The sequence below is a fragment of the Rhodobacter viridis genome, from assembly GCF_003217355.1.
In the GTDB taxonomy this organism is placed as follows: Bacteria; Pseudomonadota; Alphaproteobacteria; order Rhodobacterales; family Rhodobacteraceae; genus Rhodobacter; species Rhodobacter viridis.
The window spans coordinates 26,193-44,676 of the sequence record NZ_QJTK01000018.1 but is presented as its reverse complement, the minus strand read 5'-3'; the positions used below and the strand labels follow the sequence as shown (position 1 = coordinate 44,676).

Below are 18,484 nucleotides of genomic sequence, written 5' to 3'. Positions count from 1 at the left end.
CACAAAGCGCCCGCGGCCTTGTCCCCCGCACAATCCGCCTCTTGCGCAGCCCTGCCCCTTCGGCCACAAATTGGCGGATTGCCAAAGAGGACCCAAGATGCTCGACCTGACCGCCAAGCCCACCGAGGACATCGACCTGCGCGAGGTCTTCGGCATCGACAGCGACATGAAGGTGAAAGCCTTCGCCGAGCGCACCGACCGCGTGCCGGACCTTGATCCGACCTACAAGTTCGACCCCGACACCACGCAGGCGATTCTGGCGGGCTTTGCCTACAATCGCCGCGTGATGATCCAGGGCTATCACGGCACCGGCAAATCGACCCATATCGAACAGGTCGCGGCGCGGCTGAACTGGCCCTGCGTGCGGGTGAACCTCGACAGCCACGTCAGTCGGATCGACCTGATCGGCAAGGACGCGATCAAGCTCGTTGACGGCAAGCAGGTCACGGTCTTCCACGAAGGCATCCTGCCTTGGGCTTTGCGCAACCCGACCGCGATCGTCTTCGATGAATATGACGCGGGCCGCGCCGATGTGATGTTCGTGATCCAGCGCGTTCTGGAAGCCGACGGGAAACTCACCCTGCTCGATCAGAACGAGGTGATCACGCCGAACCCCTGGTTCCGTCTGTTCGCGACGGCGAACACCGTGGGTCTGGGCGACACCACCGGGCTTTACCACGGCACGCAACAGATCAACCAGGGCCAGATGGACCGCTGGTCGCTCGTCGCGACGCTGAACTATCTCAGCCACGACGCCGAAGCCGCGATCGTTCTGTCGAAGGTGCCGCATTACAACACCGAGAAGGGCCGCAAGGTGATCTCGCAGATGGTCACCGTGGCCGATCTGACCCGGACCGCCTTCATGGCCGGGAACCTTTCGACCGTGATGTCGCCCCGGACCGTCATTGCCTGGGCGCAGAACGCCGACATCTTCCGCAACGTGGGCTATGCCTTCCGGCTGACCTTCCTGAACAAATGCGACGAGCTCGAACGCGCCACCGTGGCCGAGTTCTACCAGCGCCTGTTCGACGAGGAACTGCCCGAAAGCGCCGCCGTCATCGCGGGGCGTTAAGGGGGGGCGATGAGCAAGCCCAACGACAACCCCGCCGATCCGTTCAAGAAGGCCTTGGCCGAGGCCACCCGGACCTTGGCCGATGCACCCGAGCTGAACGTCAGTTTCTCGGTCGATCCGCCCGGCGTGGCGGGCGATCAGATGCGCCTGCCGCAGGTCTCTCGCCGGATGACCCGCGACGAGATCATGATGGCGCGCGGCACCGGCGATGCGTTGGCGCTGCGTCAGCGCCACCACGATACCGCCGTGGCCGCCCGCTATGCGCCCTCGGGCGACATGGCGAAATCGCTTTACGAGGCGATGGAAACCGCCCGTTGCGAGGCTTTGGGCGCGCGCGACATGCCCGGCACGCTGACCAACATCGACTTCAAGATCGGCCATGAGGCCGAGCGCAAGGGCTACGGCCAGATCCGCACGCAGGCCGAGGCGCCGCTTGCGGTGGCCGCGGGCTACATGGTGCGCGAAATGGCGACGGGGCGGAAACTGCCGCAAGCCGCGAACCATGTGCTCGACCTCTGGCGCGGCTTCCTTGACGATCAGGCGGGCGAGGATTTTCAAGGCATCGAAGATGCTTTGGCCGATCAGGCGGCCTTTGCGCGGCTGGCGCGCAAGGTGATTGCCGATCTCGGCTATGGCGATCAGCTGGGCGACGACCCCGACGCGCAGCAAAACGACGAGGCCGATCAGGAGAGCGAGGAAGATCCCGAGGCGGATCAGGACAACCGCTCGGAAGAGGACCAGCAGGACGACGACGGAGAAGCAACGCCCGAGCAAAGTCAGGAACAGCAGCAGGATCAGCGCCAGACCACGGTGTCGCAAGACGATCTCGCCGATGACGAGACCGGCGACGAAATCGACATGCCGCAGGCCGACGCCCCGCCCGAGCCGCCGCCGCCCGCGCCGCATTCCTCGGCCGATCCGAATTACACCGTCTTCACCACCGAGTTCGACGAGGAAATCCGCGCCGAGGATCTGGCGGAACCGGCCGAACTCGAACGGCTGCGCGCTTACCTCGACACGCAGCTTGAACCGCTCAAGGGCGCGGTGGCGCGGCTCGCGAACAAGCTGCAACGGCGGCTGCAGGCGCAGCAGAACCGGTCGTGGGAATTCGACCGCGAGGAAGGCACGCTCGATGCCGGGCGGCTCGCCCGCGTCGTGGCGAACCCGACGACGCCCTTGTCCTTCAAGGTCGAAAAGGACACCGAATTCCGCGACACCTGCGTGACGCTTCTGCTCGACAACTCGGGCTCGATGCGGGGCCGCCCGATTTCCATCGCCGCGATCTGCGCCGACGTGCTCGCCCGCACGCTCGAACGCTGCTCGGTCAAGGTCGAGATCCTCGGCTTCACCACCCGCGCCTGGAAGGGCGGCCAATCGCGCGAAAAATGGCTCGCCGAGGGGCGCAAGCAGGGGCCGGGGCGGCTCAATGACCTGCGCCACATCATCTACAAATCCGCCGATGCGCCTTGGCGGCGGGTGCGGTCGAACCTTGGCCTGATGATGAAGGAAGGCCTGCTGAAGGAAAACATCGACGGCGAGGCGCTGGAATGGGCGTGGAAGCGCTCGATGGCACGCCCCGAGGCGCGGAAAATCCTGATGGTGATTTCCGACGGCGCCCCGGTCGACGATTCCACCTTGTCGGTCAACCCTGCGATTTATCTGGAAAAACACCTGCGCGACGTGATCGCGATGGTCGAGCGCAAGCGGGCGGTCGAACTTCTGGCCATCGGCATCGGCCATGACGTGACGCGCTACTATTCGCGCGCCGTCACCATCACCGATGTCGAGCAGCTGGCAGGCGCGATGACCGAGCAGCTGGCGGCACTGTTCGACAGCGATCCGCGTGCCCGGGCCCGGGTGCTGGGCCTGAAAAAGACGGGGTAACAGAGCCATGTTTCAGGAGTTCACCACCCGCTCGACCCGCGCGAACGGACCGGCCCGGCTTGCGCTTTTGCGGCAGGTGATCGCGAAGGCCGGGCTGACCGGCTATCTGGTGCCGCGCGCCGATGTGCATCAGGGCGAATATGTCGCCGAATGCGATGCGCGGCTGGGCTGGCTGACCGGCTTCACCGGCTCGGCCGGGTTCTGCGTCGTGCTGCCCGATCTGGCGGGCGTCTTCATCGACGGCCGCTACCGGGTGCAGGTGAAATCCGAGGTCGACCTGACCGCCTTCACCCCCGTCCCCTGGCCCGAGGTGAAAGCCGGGCCGTGGCTTCTGGAAAACCTGCCCGAGGGCGGCCGGATCGGCTTTGATCCCTGGCTGCACACCCGCAAGGAGGTGGACGATCTGCGCAAGGCGCTCGATGGCTCGGGCATTGAGCTCGTCGAGACGGCGAACCTGATCGATGCGGTCTGGACCGAGCGCCCTGCCCCGCCGATGCAGCCCGCGCGGGTGCATCCCGCCCAATTCGCAGGCGAGCCGAGCGCGGAAAAGCGCCAGCGTCTGGGGGCCGGAGTGGTCAAACAGGGCGCGCAGGCGGCGGTGCTGACCCTGCCCGATTCCATCGCATGGCTGCTGAACATCCGCGGCGCCGACATTCCGCGCAATCCGGTGATGCAGGCCTTCGCCGTGCTGCATGGCAATGGCCATCTGACGCTCTTCACCGAGGCGGCGAAGCTTTCGCCCGAGCTGCGCGCGCATCTGGGCAACGAGGTGACTTTGCGCCCGGTCTCGGCCTTTGATGCCGCGTTGCGCAGCCTGAAGGGCCCGGTTCTGGTCGATCCCGCCTCGGCGCCGCATCAGGTCGGCCGCGAGTTGGAGGAAGCGGGCACGCTCGTCCTTTGGGCCGAAGATCCCTGCATCCTGCCGAAGGCCCGCAAGACCGCGGCCGAAGTGGCGGGGATGAAGGCCGCCCATATCCGCGACGGTGCGGCGCTGGTCGAGTTCCTGTGCTGGCTCGAGGCCGAGGCGCCGAAAGGCAATCTGACCGAGATCGACGTGGTGGAGCGGCTCGAAAACCACCGCCGGGCCACCGGGCAGCTTCTCGACATCAGCTTCGACACGATCTGCGGCGCCGGACCGAATGGCGCCATCGTGCATTACCGCGTGACCGAGGCGACGAACCGCAAGGTCACCCCCGGGGAACTCTTGCTGATCGACAGCGGTGCGCAATACCCCGACGGCACCACCGACATCACCCGCACCGTCGCCGTCGGCCCGGTGCCCGAGGGCGCGGCCGAGGCTTTCACCCGCGTGCTGCAAGGCATGATCGCGATTTCCCGCGCCCGCTTCCCGCGCGGCCTTGCGGGGCGTGACCTTGATGCGCTCGCCCGCATCGCGCTCTGGCAGGCGGGAATGGATTACGACCACGGCACCGGCCACGGCGTCGGCGCGGCGCTCTGCGTGCATGAAGGCCCGGCGCGGATCTCGCGCATCTCTGACGTCCCCCTTGCCCCCGGCATGATCCTGTCGAACGAACCCGGCCATTACCGCGAGGGCCAGTGGGGCATCCGGATCGAGAACCTGATCCTCGTCACCGAGGCGCCGAAGATCGGCGACGGCCGCGACCATCTGTGTTTCGAAACCCTGACCTGGGTGCCGATCGATCGCCGCCTGATCGTCGTCGACATGCTGTCGCAGGCGGAACACAGCTGGATCGACAGCTACCACGCCGGCGTTCTGGCGCGGATCGGCCCGCTGGTCGGCCCGGCGGCGCGCGACTGGCTGACGGCGGCCTGCGCCCCCCTTTAAGGAAAGGGCGTATTTGCGCCAAGAAGAAGCAGGACCGGATCGACCGGCCCTGCCCCTTGGTTTTCCTTTGCAAAATACGCCGCGGGGTGAATTGCCGCAGGCAAGAGGGGGGCGCGCAGCCCCCCTGCTTCGGGGGTCCGGGGGCAGAGCCCCCGGCCTCGCTCAGATATGCAGCGCGTCCTTCGCCGCGCGGGCGATGACGATTTCCTCGTTCGTCGGGATCACCCGCACCGCGACGCGGCCGGTCGAGATTTCGCGCGCATGCGCCAGGTTCGCCGCTTCATCAAGCGTGATCCCGGCCCAGTCGAGCCCCTCGCAGACCGCCGCGCGCACATGCGACGAGTTCTCGCCGACGCCACCGCAGAAGACGAGCGCATCCATCCCGCCCATCGCCGCCGCGAGCGAAGCGATCTCGCGCTTCACCCGGTGGCAGAAATAGTCGATCGCTTCCTTGGCATGCGGGTTTTTCGAGGCTTCGAGCGTGCGCATGTCGTTCGATACGCCCGACATGCCGATCAGCCCCGAGCGGCGGAACAGCAGATCGGTGATATCCTCGGCGTTCATCTTTTCCTGGTCCATCAGATAGACCACCACCCCGGCGTCAAGTTCGCCCGCCCGCGTCCCCATCGGCAGACCCGACAGCGTCGAGAAGCCCATGGTGCAGGCGATCGACTGGCCGTTGTGCACCGCACAGATCGACGCGCCCGAGCCAAGGTGCGCAATCACCACGCGGCCCGCGCGCAGTTCCGGCTCCTCGGCTTCCAGCACCCCGTCGATATAGGTGTAGCTGAGGCCGTGGAAGCCGTAGCGCCGCACGCCTTTCTCGTAATAGTGCCGCGGCAGCGCATAGGTGTCATCGACAAAGGGATGACCGCGGTGGAAGGCGGTGTCGAAGCAGGCGACGTTCGGCACACCCGGGAAGGCCTCGATCGCGGCGCGCACGCCCGCAAGGTTGTGCGGCTGATGCAGCGGCGCGAACGGGTTCAGCCGTTCGAGGTGGTCCATCAGCACATCGGTGACTTTTTCCGGCTCGGCATGGGCGGTGCCGCCATGCACGATCCGGTGCCCGATCGCGGTGATCTCCAGCCCCGGCAGATCGGTGCGGAACGCGCCAAGCGCCGAGCGCAGCGCCAGCGTGTGGGTGGCGAAGTCATCGGGGCCCAGATGCGGCACCGGCATCGCAACGCCGTCCGCATCCTTCAGCTTGAGCGAGCCCTCGGGCGCGCCCAGCCGATCGACGTGGGCGGTCGCCAAAGGCGCCAGCGCCTCGTCGAAGAGACCGAGTTTCAGCGACGACGAGCCCGCGTTCAGGGTCAGAATGGCTCTGGTCATCAGCGGCTCCCTTCGCGAATGCGGTTCCAGTGGATCGAAGCGACGGCGGCCGAGGCAAGCCGCGCCATGGCGCTGTCAGAGCGCGAGTTCAGGATCACCGGCACCCGGGCGCCCAAGACCACGCCCGCCGCTTCGGCGTGGGAAATATAGGCCAGCTGTTTCGCCAGCATGTTGCCCGCGTCGATCCCCGGCACGACCAGCACATCGGCCTGCCCCGCGACCGGGCCCCGCAGCCCCTTGGTGCGCGCGGCGCCAATGTCGACCGCGTTGTCCATGGCGAGCGGGCCATCCACGACACCGCCCTTGATCTGCCCGCGCTCGGCCATCTTCGACAGAAGCGCCGCATCGATCGACGACGGCATCGCCGGGTTCACCGTCTCGACCGCGCTCAGAACGCCCACTTTCGGCGTTTCCATGCCAAGCGAGATCGCCAGATCGATGGCGTTCTGCACGATGTCGACCTTGGTCGCCAGATCGGGGGCGATGTTGATCGCCGCATCGGTCACCAGCAGCGGATGGCTGACACCGGGCACGTCCATCACGAAGACATGGGTGAAGCGCCGTCCGATCCGCAGCCCCTTTTCCTTGTCAAGCATCGGGCGCAGCAGGTCATCGGTGTGCAGATGCCCCTTCATGATCGCCTGCGCGCGGCCCTCGCGCACCAGATCGACGGCCGAGCGCGCGGCCTCGCGGTGGCTCAGCATCTCGACGATCTCGTAATCCGCCAGCGACTTGCCCATCGCCTTGGCGGTGGCCTCGATCTTCGCCGGATTGCCGATCAGGATCGGCCGGATCAGCCCGCGCTCGGCCGCGATCAGCGCGCCTTCCAGCGCCGATGGCTCCTCAGGGCAGACGACGGCCGTGCCGATCGCCGGCAACGCTTCGGCCCGCTCGAGCAGCGCCTCGAAATGGCGGTGGCGCTGCACGATCAGGCCGGGAGCGTCGATTTCCTCATAGCGGATGTAGGTCTTGGGGGCGAGCACGTGCGCCGTGCCCGAACAGATCAGCGCCCCACCCTCGACCCGGCGCACCTCGGTGTCCATCACGATCACGCCGTCGGCTTCCTTGGCGGTGACCGTGACCTTGGCCACCAGTTCCTCACCCGCGGTGACATAGTCATGGAAGGCCAGATGCTGGTCGCGGTAGCGCGTCCCCGGCCCGGGCAGGATCGAGCCCAGAAGCGACGAGATCAGCGAGGCCACGAACAGGCCCGGCGCCAGCGGCTTTTCCTTCTGTCCATCCTCGTCGACATGTTCGAGGTGCATCGGGTTGTGGTTTCCCGAGGCAGCGACGAAGGCATAAATATCATCTGCAGTGCAGAGCCGGCGCAGCTCTGCGCTCATCCCCGGCTCGATCTCGTGATACATGCGGCTTTCGAAAATCATCGCGGACTCCTTCCATCGCCGCGACTCTGCGGCGTTCTCCTGTCCGAGCGGATTGGTGCATCCGCGAGAGACATTGTTCAACGCCTGTTGCTGCGGTTTTTCGCCCCTTTCGTGCCGACGCCGATGCGCTTAAGACGAAGCGATACCGGGAGGGGCACATGGCGGACGCGACATTCTGGCAAGAGGCGCAGGTAATTTTCGGCAACCGGATCAGCAAAAAAAGGACAGATTGCGAAACCCATGGCCGATCCGAGACCTGGTTCCCCCTGACCCCGCCCGAGGCGGTGGTCTTTCCCGAAAGCACCGAAGAGGTCGCCGCCCTCACGAAAATTTGCGCCGCCCATCGCGTGCCGCTGGTCGGTTGGGGCGCCGGAACCTCGCTTGAAGGCCATGCGCTGGCGGTATCGGGCGGAATCGTCGTCGATTTCAGTTCGATGAACCGGGTGCTGGAAATCCGCCCCGAGGATCGTCTGGTGCGGGTCGAGCCGGGCATCACCCGCGAGGCGCTCAACACCGAACTGCGCGCGACGGGGCTGTTCTTCCCGGTCGATCCGGGGGCGAATGCGTCGCTCGGCGGGATGGCCGCGACGCGGGCCAGCGGCACGACGACGGTGCGCTATGGCTCGATGCGCGACAATGTGGCGGGGCTGACCGTGGTTCTGGCCGACGGGCGGGTGATCCGCACGGGCTCCGGCGCGGCGAAATCGGCCTCCGGCTATGATCTCACCGCGCTGATGCTCGGCTCGGAAGGCACGCTCGGCCTGATCACGGAACTGACGCTGCGGCTGCATGGCCAGCCCGAGGCGATCTCTTCGGCGGTCTGCGCTTTTGATCGCTTCGAGGCGGCGGTGGAAACCGTGCAGCAGGTCATTCAACTCGGCATCGAGGTCGCGCGGATCGAATTCGTCGACGAGGAAATCGCCCGCGTCTTCAACAAGATGAACGGCACCTCCCTGCCCGAGACGCCGCATCTGATGATCGAATTCCACGGCTCGGAGGCCTCGGTCGCCGAAGCCTCGCAGCGCTTCGGCGAGGTGGTGACCGAGATGGGCGGCGCCGATTTCCAATGGGCGACGACGACGGAGGAGCGCACGAAGCTCTGGAAGATGCGGCACGGCGCCTATTCCGCCTGCATCGCCTCGCGGCCGGGCTGCATGGGGCTGGTGACGGATGTCTGCGTTCCGATCTCGCGGCTGGCCGAGGCGGTGGCGCGGGCGCGGGCGATGATCGACGCGGCGGGGCTTCTGGGCCCGATCCTCGGCCATGTCGGCGACGGCAATTTCCACGCCATCCTGCTTCTCGACCGCGAGAACCCCGCGGAACTGGCGACAGCAAAGACCGTCGCGCATGATCTGGCCGAGATGGCGCTGACGATGGGCGGCACGATCACCGGCGAGCACGGGATCGGCATGGGCAAGCGCGCCATGATGATCGAGGAACATGGAGAGGCCTGGGCGGTGATGGGCGCGATCAAGGCCGCGCTCGATCCGCTGAACATCCTCAACCCCGGCAAAGTCGTGCCGCAAGCCGGAGAAACACCGTGAGCCTGAGCCAACCGGCGGACCTGCCGCGGACCTTTGCGATGCTCTGGGGCGCACGCGATGCGCTTGGCATGGCGCAGCTTTTTGCCGAAGACGGCGAGATCCTGAGCCTGACCGGCGGCGCAGCACAAGGGCGCGCGGCGATTGCGGACCTCGTTGCAGGCGAATTCGCCGGCGCCTTCCAGCGCGCGCGTCTGGTGACCGGCCGCACCCGGCTGCGCCCGATCGGCACCGAAGTGACGGTGCTGATGCAACGCTTCGTGCTCTCGGGACTGGTCGACGAACACGGCCAGGATGCGGGCCGGATCGGCGCCGTCCTTTGCGCCACGCTCGAATGCGCGGGCCCGCAGGGCTGGCAGATCGTCACCGCGCAATTCGTGGTGGAATCGTAACGGAAGCGAGGGGGGCGCTGCCCCCCTCTTTGCGCTGAAGCGCAAATTCACCCCCCGAGATATTTGCAGCAAGGTAAGACGAGGCGCGGAGAGGAATCCCCCGCCCTTTTATCTTGCTTCAAATATCCCGGGGGGAGTCCGCTTGCGGACGGGGGGCAGAGCCCCCCTGCCTCAGCTGTGCAAAAGCGATTGCGCCGCGGCCCGGGCGGCATCGGTGACCTCGGCGCCCGAGATCATCCGGGCGATTTCATCCACCCGCTCGGGCGGCGGCAGCGCCTCGACGCGCGAGGTGGTCATGCCGTCACTGACCGATTTCGCTACGCGGAAATGATGCGAGCCGCGCGCGGCCACCTGCGGGCTGTGGGTGACGACCAGAACCTGCGCGGTTTCCGAAAGCTGCGCCAGACGCCGCCCGACAGCGTCCGCCGTGGCCCCGCCGACACCGCGGTCGATCTCGTCGAAGATCAGCACGAGCGCATCGGCGCCCTTCGCCAGCACCACTTTCAGTGCGAGCAGAAACCGCGAGAGTTCCCCGCCCGAAGCGATCTTGTCCAAAGGCCCCGCAGGCGCGCCCGGGTTCGTCGCCACGGTGAAGGCGACGGCATCCCAGCCCTCGGGACCGGGATCGCCCTTGCTGAGTTTCGTCGCGAAAACAGCGCGTTCCAGCTTCAGCGGCGCCAGTTCCGCCGCCATCGCCGCATCAAGCTGCCCCGCCGCCTGCGCCCGCGCAACCGACAGTTTCTCGGCCGCCGCCGCGAAAGCCGCCTCGGCCGCCGCGACATCGGCTTCGAGCCGCGCAATCCCCTCTTCGCCCGCATCGAGCGCCTGCAGCCGCGTCGAGAGCTTGCCGGTCAGATCGGCCAGCGCGTCCGGCTGCACCCCATGCTTGCGCGCCGCCGCCCGCAGGGCAAACAACCGCTCCTCGCAGGCCTCCAAAGCGCGCGGATCGAAGGCCATCGCATCAAGCGCCGCCTCGACGCCAGACACCGCTTCGCCAAGCTCGATCAGCGCCCGTTCGAGCGAGGCCATCGCGCCATCAAGCGCCCCCTCGGCCTTGTCAGCCGCGCCCGACAGCCAGCGGTCGGCATCGCGCATCGCGCCCTCGGCGCCCTCGGGGCCAAGGATCTGATGCGCGCGGACCACATCGGCCCGGATCCGCTCGGCCGCCTGCATCAGCCGCCGACGGGTGTCGAGATCGGCTTCCTCGCCCGGCTGGGGGGCCAGTTTCTCAAGCTCCGCCACCGCATGGCGCAGGAAATCTTCTTCGCCCTTCACGGCGGCCAGCGCCGTGCGCGCCTCGGCCAGCCGCTTCGCCGCCGCCGAGCGCGCCGCCCAGGCCGAGCGCACCGCCGCCAGCAGATCATCGTGGCCCGCAAAGGCATCGAGCGCCGCCCGGTGACCGCGCGCATTCAGAAGCCCGCCGTCATCCTGCTGCCCGTGCAGCTCGACGAGCGTATCAGAGACCGCCCGCAGCACCTCGCCGCTGGCGCGGCGATCATTGATGAAAGCGGTCTTGCGGCCATCGAGCGCATTCACCCGGCGCAGGATCAGCTCGTCCTCGGCCGGAATGCCCGCCTCTTGCAGCACCATCCGCGCGGGATGGCCCGCGGGCAGATCGAAGACCGCCACCACCTCGCCTTGCGCCGCGCCCTTGCGCACCAGCTCCGCCCGGCCGCGCCAACCCAGCACGAATCCCAGACAATCAAGCAGGATCGACTTGCCCGCCCCGGTCTCGCCGGTGAGCACATTCAGACCGGCGCCGAAATCGAGTTCCAGCCGGTCAATCAGCAGCATGTCACGAATGTCGAGCGTGCGCAGCATCTCAGCCCCCTGCCCCGGTCCCCGAAAGGATCAGAGCCATTCGCCCTTGATGACCTGCCGATAGACCGCCGACAGCCAGCTCGACCCTTTCGCCTCGGGTTCGAGACCTTGCTTCTTCAGGCGCTTGTAGGCGTCTTCGTAGAAGGGCGAGGACTGGAAGTTGTGGCCAAGGATGGCGCCCGCCGTCTGCGCCTCGTCGGTCAGGCCGAGCGAGAGATAGCATTCCACCAGTCGCTCCAGCGCCTCGGGCGTGTGGGTGGTGGTCTGGTATTGCTCGACCACGACGCGGAAGCGGTTGATCGCGGCAGTGTAATGGCCCTGCTTCAGATAGAAGCGGCCGATTTCCATTTCCTTCGACGCCAGATGGTCGAAGGCAAGATCGAATTTCAGCGCCGCCGAACGGGCGTAATCGCTGTCGGGATATTCCTCGATCACGGCCCGCAGCGCCTGCAGCGCCTGGAAGGTCAGGCCCTGATCGCGGCCCACCTCGTCGATCTGGTCGTAATAAGAGAGCGCAAGCAGATACTTGGCATAGGCCGCATCCTCGGACCCCGGATAGGTGTCGAGATAGCGCTGCGCCGAAGACCGGGCATCTTCGTATTTCTTCGCCTTGTGCTGGGCGAAGGCCTCCATGATCAGCGCGCGCTTGGCATATTCGGAATAGGGATAAAGCCGTTCCACTTCCGAGAAGTAGCGCAGCGCATCGGTCGGGCGACGCGGGTTGCCGACCTCGAGCTCATACTCGCCGCGCTTGTAGATTTCCTCGGCGGTGAAATTTTCGAGCGGCGGCTCCTTTTGCGACGAGCCGCAAGCCGCCAAAGCCGCGAGCAGCGCGAGACTGCCGACTCGTAGCGCCGCCGTTTTGCCCGTTGCCATCGCTGCCTCTTCCGTTCGTCACCGGAACTTTGTCCGATCTGCCGCCTGAGACCCCGCGAGGGGTCGCTGTTTCGCCCGTCCTAGCACAGAAAAAACGGCGGCGCAAAACGCCTTTCGCTCTTGCGGGGGGAGACTGTCGCAGCCGTGAAGGCTCAGCGCGCCGCCAGCGAACCCCGCAGAACGCCCGCCCCGGGCAGACGATGCGCCTGTTCGGGCGAGCAGGTTTCCCAAACCCAAGCCTCGGGTTGGGCAAAAAGCGCACGCAAGAGCTTGTTCGTCAGGGCGTGCCCGGCGCGATTGCCGACATAACGCGCCATCAACGGCGCCCCGGCCAGCGCGAGATCGCCCATCGCATCAAGCATCTTGTGGCGCACGGCCTCGTCGGAATGGCGCAGACCGCCCGGCGACAGCACTTCGGCGCCATCAACGACGACAGCGTTTTCATAGGTGCCACCGAGCGCGAGACCATTGGCGCGCATGAAATCGACATCGGCCTGACGGCAGAAGGTGCGGCTGTCCATCAGCTCGCGGACGAAGGCGCCATTGGCCATCTTCAGGCTTTTCGCCTGCTTGCCGATCGCTTCATCGGCAAAGTCGATGGCGAAATCGATCTCGAGCGTCGCGGCGGGTTCAAGCCGCGCCACCGCCTCGCCCTCGCGGACTTCGATCGGCGACAGCACCCGGATCGCGCGCAGATCGGCGTCAAGACGCCGCAGGCCGACCCGGCGGATCGCCTTCACGAAGGGGGCCGAGGAACCGTCGAGAATCGGCACTTCCGGGCCGTCGATCTCGATCAGCGCATTGCCGATGCCCAGACCGGCGAGCGCCGCCATGATATGTTCGATGGTCGAAACCGAGACGCCATCGGCGTTCACGATCAGCGTGCAGAGTTTCGAGGGCGTGACATGGTCCCAGACCGCAGGGATGCGCGGGTCGACACCGCTCACATCGGTGCGGCGGAAGACGATGCCGTGATCGGCGGGCGCGGGATGCGCAAGCATCCGCACCGGCTTGCCCGAATGCAGGCCGATTCCGGTGAAGGTGACAGATGCGCCAAGCGTGGTTTGCACGGTCGTGCTTGCCTTTCTTTTTCCCCACCGATCGTGGCGGGGAGTTCCGAGCCTCAGTTAAGAACCGTTGACCAAACACTCAATTCACCTTTTGCAACAAACTGAAACAGAAGGCGGGGAGCTGGGCGAATCCCTGCCGACTTCGGGTTAAAACGTTGATTTAAAAACGAAAAGGGCCGGTCATGACCGGCCCTTGTGCGTCACGTTGTGATGCGTCAATTCGCCTGACGACGCAGGAAAGCCGGGATTTCGATACGATCCTGCTCGGGATCCTGTTCGTCATCATAGGGCTGATGCTGCGGCGCAGCGGGCATCTGACGCTGAGTCGGGGCGACGGCAGCCGCCTCGGCATGACCGGTCATCCGGTTGATCAGCGAATTGATGCCGAAGCGCGGCTTCTCGGCCGTGGCTTGTTGCGGCATGGCGGCGCGAGCGGCGCTGACAGCGCCTTGCGCCACCGGACGGTGATAGCCCGCGGCCGGAGCCTGCGTGCCGCCCGGAACCTTGCTCACCGCCGCTTGCAGACGGGCCAGCGCCTCGGGCGAGGGTTGGCCGGGCGCACGCGGACGCGGCGCAACGAAGCTCGCCTCGTCGTCCTGCATCATCATCTCGCGGGCCGCGGGACGCGGCTGGTAGGCGGGCGGCGGCAGCTCGTCCGACATCTGCTGCGCCACCGGTTGCGGCGCGGGCGCGGCGACCGGCTGCGGCGCCGGAGCGGCAGCGACCGGGGTTTCGAACAGGTTGCGGTCATAGACCGGCTGCGCGGCGGCTTGCGGCGCGGCCATCGGCTGATGCTGCACGGGCTGCGGCGCGGGCTGCTGCACGACCGGCTGCGGCGCCGGTTGTTGCATCACCACCGGCTGCGCCGAGGTCACGGCGAGCGCCGGACGCACGGGTTCGGCGGCCACCGGAGCGGCGACATGCGCGGCCTTCAGCGGCTCGGCCATCGAACGGCGCGGCACCGGGATTTCCTGCGCCACGACGGCGTCGATCCCGGTCGCGACGACCGAAACGCGCATCATGCCTTCCATCGACGGGTCGAGCGTCGAGCCGACGATGATGTTGGCGTCCGGGTCCACTTCCTCGCGGATGCGGTTCGCGGCTTCGTCGAGTTCGAACAGCGTCAGATCGTAGCCGCCGGTGATGTTGATCAGCACACCCTTGGCGCCACGCAGGCTGATTTCGTCCAGGAGCGGGTTCGAGATCGCCTTTTCGGCGGCCTGAACGGCGCGGTCATCGCCCGCCGCCTCGCCCGTGCCCATCATCGCCTTGCCCATCTCGTCCATCACCGCACGCACGTCGGCGAAGTCGAGGTTGATCAGGCCCGGACGGACCATCAGATCGGTCACGCCCTTGACGCCCTGATAAAGCACGTCATCGGCCAGGGCGAAGGCTTCGGTGAAGGTGGTCTTTTCGTTCGCCAGACGGAACAGGTTCTGGTTCGGAATGATGATCAGCGTATCGACGACCTTTTGCAGGGCTTCGATGCCCGCTTCGGCCTGACGCATCCGCTTCGGCCCTTCGAACTGGAAGGGCTTGGTGACCACGCCCACCGTCAGAACGCCAAGCTCACGGGCCGCTTGCGCGATGATCGGTGCCGCGCCGGTGCCGGTACCACCGCCCATGCCCGCCGTGATGAAGCACATATGCGCGCCAACCAGATGATCGACGATCTCCTCGATGGTTTCTTCGGCCGCCGCGGCGCCGACAGACGGACGCGCGCCCGCACCGAGACCCTCAGTCACCTTCACACCCATCTGGATGCGGTCGCGCGAGCGCGATTGCTGCAGCGCCTGAGCATCGGTATTGGCCACGACGAACTCGACGCCTTCCAGCGCCTTGTCGATCATGTTGTTGACCGCGTTACCACCCGCACCGCCGACACCGAAAACGGTGATGCGCGGCTTGAGGTCTTCATGCTCTGACATGCTCAGATTCAAGGTCATTGGAGTCCGCCTGTGTTCACGCGGCCTTCGACGGCCGACTGTCCCCGAAATTGTGTCCAAGTGTAGCCAGCTTTAAGGGTTCCGTCACCCAAAAAACACGAAGAATCCACAAAATGTGGAGGCCATGCTGACGCATTAAGCGGTATTTCGCGCAAACACCATCATCTAGGGGAAAGGAATCGTGCTTCCCCTTCAGATTGAATCACCAATTATCGCGGAACCAGCGGATTGCCCGCTTGAAAGAGCGTCCGCCCATACGGTCCAAAGGAATCTCGAAGTCCCACCATTCGTCCTGCGGCCAGGCCGCAAAGAGCGCCAGCCCCACCATCGCGGCGAATCCCGGGCCGCGCATCGCCTCGGGCATGCCCTGCACGCGCATCGGCCGCCCCAGACGCACATTCTGGCCCAGAATCTTCGCCGCCAGCATGTCGAGACCGGGGATCTGGCTCGCGCCCCCCGTCAGCACGATCTGCTGGCTGGGCAGATGGTCGAACCCGGCCGCATCAAGGCTGGCGCGGACCTCTTCCAGGATCTCCTCGACGCGCGGTCGCATGATGCCGATCAGCTCGGTGCGGCTGATTTGACGACGGTCCTTTTCCCAATCGCCCGAATCGCCCGACAGCTCGATCATCTCGCGGTCGTCCATGCCGGTCGCATGCACGCCGCCGTGGAAGGTCTTGATGCGCTCGGCCAGCTGCGTGCCGATCTGCAGCCCGGCCGCGATGTCACGGGTGACGGTATCGCCGCCCATCCGCACCGTATCGGCGAAAATCATGTGTTTCTTCAGGAAGATCGACACGCCGGTCGCGCCGCCGCCCATGTCGATGCAGGCCGCGCCAAGCTCCTGCTCATCCTCGACCAGCGCCGACAGCCCCGCGACATAGGCCGACGAGGCGATCCCCGCCAGTTCCAGATCGCAGCGCCGGATGCAGTGGATGATGTTTTGCACCGAAGCCGCATCGACCGTCAGCATGTGCATGTCGGTCGCAAGTTTCGAGCCGACATGGCCGCGCGGATCGGACAGGCCCGAGCGATGGTCAAGCGCGAAGTTCACCGGATGGGCATGCAGCACTTCGCGGCCATAGCCGATCTCGGGCAGATCGCAGGCGGCCAGCACGCGGGCCACATCCTGCTCGTCGACATGACCGCCCGCCACATCAACCTCGCCCGCCAGCCCGTAGCTGCGCGGCTCGCCACCGGCAAAGCAGGCGATGACGTGATCGACGCGGGTGTTGGCCATCTTCTGCGCCGCCTGCACCGCGGTGCGGATCGCGCGTTCGGTATCGGCCATCGCATCGATCTCGCCGTAGCGGACCCCCTGCGAGGCGATGGTCTTCGCCCCGATCACCCGCATCGCGGATTGCCGGAACAGCGGCGTGACAACATCATTTGCCGCTTCGGGATTTTCGAAGCGCAGCACCAGACAGGACACTTTCGAGGTGCCGATATCAAGCAAAGCGATCACACCCCGCGCCATGGCGGTGGTCCGCATCGTGCGCATGGCACGCTGAGTCTTGTGAAACTCGGTCATTGCGAGGCCTCTGCTGTGGTTTGCGCGGCCGCCTGCTGAAACGCCACCAGCGCGGGTACGCTGAGACGGATCGTCGGCCGGGTTGCGTTGCGAAGGTCGAGCCGCGTGAAGTCACGGCTCAGAAGATCTTCGGCGGCATTGAGGGCAAGCGCGCGATCGATCGCCTGCACCGGGTCGTTTTCCGGCAGCATGATGCGCCGGTCGTTATCCAGAATGATATCCCAGCGCCGCTCGCCGATGCGGATCAGGCCGCGCGCCCGCGGCAGGATCGGCTTCGCGGCAGCGAGGATCGCCAGCGCCTCGGGCACGGCCTTGTCGGCCCCCTCGCCCGCAATCAGCGGCAGGTCGGGCCGGGCATCGCGGCGCTTGAGCGAAGCGGTGCGGTGGCCGCTTTCATCGAGCATCTGCAGACCAAGGGCGGTGCGCCACAGGATCACCGGTTCGCGCTCGGTCACGCGCACGCTCAGCGTGCCGCCCGGCTGCACCACCAGCGCCACCGTCTTGACCGCATCCAGCCGCAGGATCGCGGCCCGGTAGCCATCAAGATCGAGCGCGAAGCGCGAGGCGGGCAGATGCACCGGCAAGAGCGCCTGCACGGCGGCTTCGACCTCGGGCGAGGCGCCCTCGATCGCCAGCGCCGACAGCTGGAACTCCGGCCGGTTCTCGATCTGCGTGCGCAGATCCTGATAGCGCTCGATCAGATCGGCGCGACGATCGCCATCGCCGAGCCAGAGGCCAAGGCCAAGGGTGACGCAGAAAACCGGCACGCCGACACGGGTGATGATGCGCACGACCGGCGTCAGCCAGAGCCGCTCGAGCCGGAACGCCAGACGAGTCGGCGCGACGGTACGGCGCGGCGCCTTTTGCGGCTTCAGCGCCTGCGCGGGCTTTTGCGGCGCCGCCCCCGGCGCCTGCGGATAGCGCGGCTCGGCGATCAACGGTCGCATGAAGCGTCCTCCACCATCCAGCGGCAGAGATCGGCGAAGGACATCCCCTCGGCCGCGGCCTGTTCGGGCGCAAGCGAGGTGGGCGTCATGCCGGGCTGCGTGTTGGTCTCGAGCAGGATCAGACCCGCCACGCCGCGACTTTCGTCCCAGCGAAAATCGGTGCGGCTGACGCCGCGGCAGCCAAGCGCCTTGTGGGCACGCAGCGCATAGTCGCGGATCGTTTCCGCGATCTCGGCGGGCAAATCGGCCGGGCAGACATGCCGCGAGCCACCCGCCGTGTATTTCGCCGCGTAATCATACCAGCCGGTGGTGATGATCTCGGTCACGCAGAGCGCGCGCTCGCCCATCACGGTGCAAGTCAACTCGCGCCCCGGGGCATAGGTTTCCACCATCACCACGTCGGGCATCTCGTCGGAAAGCTGCGGCGGCTGATTGGCGCCATCGAGCACCAGATAAACGCCGACCGAGGAGCCCTCGTTGTTGGGCTTGACCACATAGGGCGCGGGCAGGACGTGATGCGCCATCACCTCGGCCTTGCAGGCCAAGCGGCTCTCGACGACCGGCAGCCCGGCCGCCTTGTAGGCCGCCTTGGCACGGGTCTTGTCCATCGCAAGGGCCGAGGCCAGCAGGCCGGAATGGGTATAGGGCAGCCGCAGCCACTCGAGGATGCCCTGTACGCAGCCATCCTCGCCCCAGCGGCCATGCAGCGCGTTGAAGACAACATCGGGCGCGAGCGCCCGAAGACGCTCCGCGAGGTCTGCCCCCGCATCGATTTCAGCTACGTCGTATCCCGCCGCCCGCAACGCCGCCGCGCATTCGCGCCCGGAAGACAATGACACCTCGCGTTCAGCCGAGGGTCCGCCCATGAGTACCGCCACGA

The 18,484-nt window shown here is 66.5% G+C and carries 14 protein-coding genes; 5 read left to right on the top strand and 9 right to left on the bottom strand.

Going from position 1 to position 18,484, the window contains the following annotated elements:
- Positions 1-97 precede the first annotated feature (97 nt).
- Genes cobS through C8J30_RS16355 form a run of 3 tightly spaced genes read left to right on the top strand, consistent with a single transcriptional unit; the run spans position 98 to position 4,763 of the window.
- The gene (gene cobS, locus C8J30_RS16365; protein ID WP_110806916.1) at positions 98-1,072 is read left to right on the top strand and encodes a cobaltochelatase subunit CobS; all 975 of its coding nucleotides are present in this window, start codon (positions 98-100) and stop codon (positions 1,070-1,072) included.
- Positions 1,073-1,081: 9 nt separating this feature from the next.
- Positions 1,082-2,956: a cobaltochelatase subunit CobT gene (cobT, locus tag C8J30_RS16360; RefSeq protein WP_110806915.1), complete on the top strand. Its 1,875-nt coding sequence runs from the start codon at positions 1,082-1,084 to the stop codon at positions 2,954-2,956.
- A 7-nt stretch (positions 2,957-2,963) separates the two neighbouring features.
- Complete coding sequence (locus C8J30_RS16355; RefSeq protein WP_110806914.1) at positions 2,964-4,763, top strand: aminopeptidase P family protein; 1,800 nt, start codon at positions 2,964-2,966, stop codon at positions 4,761-4,763.
- Positions 4,764-4,925: 162 nt separating this feature from the next.
- Here the strand turns inward: C8J30_RS16355 and C8J30_RS16350 are convergent, their stop codons facing one another.
- Together C8J30_RS16350 and C8J30_RS16345 are read right to left on the bottom strand one after the other, a co-directional pair.
- Entirely contained in the window at positions 4,926-6,095 is a 1,170-nt protein-coding gene (locus C8J30_RS16350) for an acetate/propionate family kinase (RefSeq protein WP_110806913.1), read from the bottom strand.
- A complete protein-coding gene (locus tag C8J30_RS16345) occupies positions 6,095-7,480 on the bottom strand; it encodes a bifunctional enoyl-CoA hydratase/phosphate acetyltransferase (protein WP_110806912.1) in 1,386 nt (461 codons plus the stop codon). Before C8J30_RS16345 ends, C8J30_RS16350 begins: the two co-directional genes overlap by 1 nt.
- Before the next feature lie 158 nt (positions 7,481-7,638).
- On the opposite strand from C8J30_RS16345, the gene C8J30_RS16340 reads away from it, so the two are divergent.
- On the top strand, positions 7,639-9,024 hold the full coding sequence (locus C8J30_RS16340) for an FAD-binding oxidoreductase (protein ID WP_110806911.1): 1,386 nt from the start codon (positions 7,639-7,641) through the stop codon (positions 9,022-9,024).
- Complete coding sequence (locus C8J30_RS16335; RefSeq protein ID WP_110806910.1) at positions 9,021-9,413, top strand: SgcJ/EcaC family oxidoreductase; 393 nt, start codon at positions 9,021-9,023, stop codon at positions 9,411-9,413. Before C8J30_RS16340 ends, C8J30_RS16335 begins: the two co-directional genes overlap by 4 nt.
- A 171-nt stretch (positions 9,414-9,584) precedes the next feature.
- Here the strand turns inward: C8J30_RS16335 and recN are convergent, their stop codons facing one another.
- The 7 genes from recN to C8J30_RS16300 all read right to left on the bottom strand — a co-directional run bounded on the left by recN (position 9,585) and on the right by C8J30_RS16300 (position 18,470).
- On the bottom strand, positions 9,585-11,234 hold the full coding sequence (gene recN / locus C8J30_RS16330) for a DNA repair protein RecN (RefSeq protein WP_110806909.1): 1,650 nt from the start codon (positions 11,232-11,234) through the stop codon (positions 9,585-9,587).
- Between the two features lie 30 nt (positions 11,235-11,264).
- Positions 11,265-12,110, bottom strand: a complete 846-nt coding sequence (locus tag C8J30_RS16325) for an outer membrane protein assembly factor BamD (RefSeq protein WP_110806908.1) — start codon at positions 12,108-12,110, stop codon at positions 11,265-11,267.
- Between the two features lie 152 nt (positions 12,111-12,262).
- The gene (lpxC, locus tag C8J30_RS16320) at positions 12,263-13,180 is read right to left on the bottom strand and encodes a UDP-3-O-acyl-N-acetylglucosamine deacetylase (protein ID WP_110806907.1); all 918 of its coding nucleotides are present in this window, start codon (positions 13,178-13,180) and stop codon (positions 12,263-12,265) included.
- 215 nt (positions 13,181-13,395) lie between these two features.
- Positions 13,396-15,126 (bottom strand): cell division protein FtsZ, encoded by a 1,731-nt coding sequence (gene ftsZ, locus C8J30_RS16315; protein ID WP_110806906.1) that lies wholly within the window; start codon positions 15,124-15,126, stop codon positions 13,396-13,398.
- A 202-nt stretch (positions 15,127-15,328) separates the two neighbouring features.
- Positions 15,329-16,657 carry a cell division protein FtsA gene (ftsA, locus tag C8J30_RS16310; protein WP_110806905.1) on the bottom strand — a complete coding sequence of 443 codons (1,329 nt, stop codon included), beginning with the start codon at positions 16,655-16,657 and terminating at the stop codon, positions 15,329-15,331.
- Positions 16,654-17,604 carry a cell division protein FtsQ/DivIB gene (locus tag C8J30_RS16305; protein ID WP_110806904.1) on the bottom strand — a complete coding sequence of 317 codons (951 nt, stop codon included), beginning with the start codon at positions 17,602-17,604 and terminating at the stop codon, positions 16,654-16,656. The genes ftsA and C8J30_RS16305 overlap by 4 nt, the downstream gene beginning before the upstream one ends.
- Positions 17,592-18,470 (bottom strand): D-alanine--D-alanine ligase, encoded by an 879-nt coding sequence (locus C8J30_RS16300; protein WP_245909874.1) that lies wholly within the window; start codon positions 18,468-18,470, stop codon positions 17,592-17,594. The genes C8J30_RS16305 and C8J30_RS16300 overlap by 13 nt, the downstream gene beginning before the upstream one ends.
- Positions 18,471-18,484 lie beyond the last annotated feature (14 nt).